An 825-nucleotide genomic window follows, 5' to 3' on the forward strand; every position below is an offset into this window, starting at 1 on the left:
CAAGGCGGCTACCGGCACATTGGAGAACAAACGTATCAGCTCGGTTAGGCGAGTATATTCAGGACGGAAGTCATTCCCCCATATTGAAACACAGTGCGCTTCATCAATGGCAATTTGCACGATATTCAAACGACTCACCCAATTCAAAAAACCTCTTGAAACAGCGCGTTCGGGTGATACATATAAAAGCTTAAGTGCACCACTTTCCGCTCGGGTTCGAATCATCTGCTCCTCATCACTGCTGCAGGCACTATTTAGCGCCTCAGCTTGAATACCGCTAAGTTGAAGTGCTGAGACTTGATCCTGCATTAGTGCGATAAGAGGTGAGACAACAATACTCAAACCGTCCAGCATGACAGCGGGCAGCTGGTAACAAATAGACTTACCACCACCGGTAGGCATAATCACCAGGCTAGACTGGCCCTTAAGTGTACGTTCGATGGCACCCGCCTGATTGAGGCGAAAGGCATCATAGCCAAAGTAAGATTTTAGGGCGTGAAGCGCCGTGTCCTTATTCATAGGTCGTTCTCCTGAAAGGGGCTGTGATTCTTAACTTCCCTTTGGGCATCATGAGGAGACACGTCGGGCAGGTCTTTCCAATTTATCGGCATCGCAAATTCCTTTTGCTAATGATTGAATTCACGAGAAGCCTAGCAAATATAGTGGGTCGCATGCAAAGTCGGCCAACACGATTTACATTACAATAGGCCAAAATATTAAACGCCATTCTGGCAACTAAACTAGATGGAACACCTCCTAAATGCTAAAGTAAGCAGATGCTAACTTCCTATAAGCCAATAACGCTAATAATAAAGCGCTCAATAG

Annotated in this window: 1 protein-coding gene; it reads right to left on the minus strand. The window is 46.1% G+C overall.

What is annotated here, in order from left to right:
• On the minus strand, nt 1–519 hold a 519-nt coding region (locus A3735_RS16970), incomplete at its 3' end, for a DEAD/DEAH box helicase (RefSeq protein WP_156499728.1).
• Nucleotides 520–825: the final 306 nt, after the last annotated feature.

The sequence above is a fragment of the Oleiphilus sp. HI0061 genome (genome assembly GCF_001635675.1).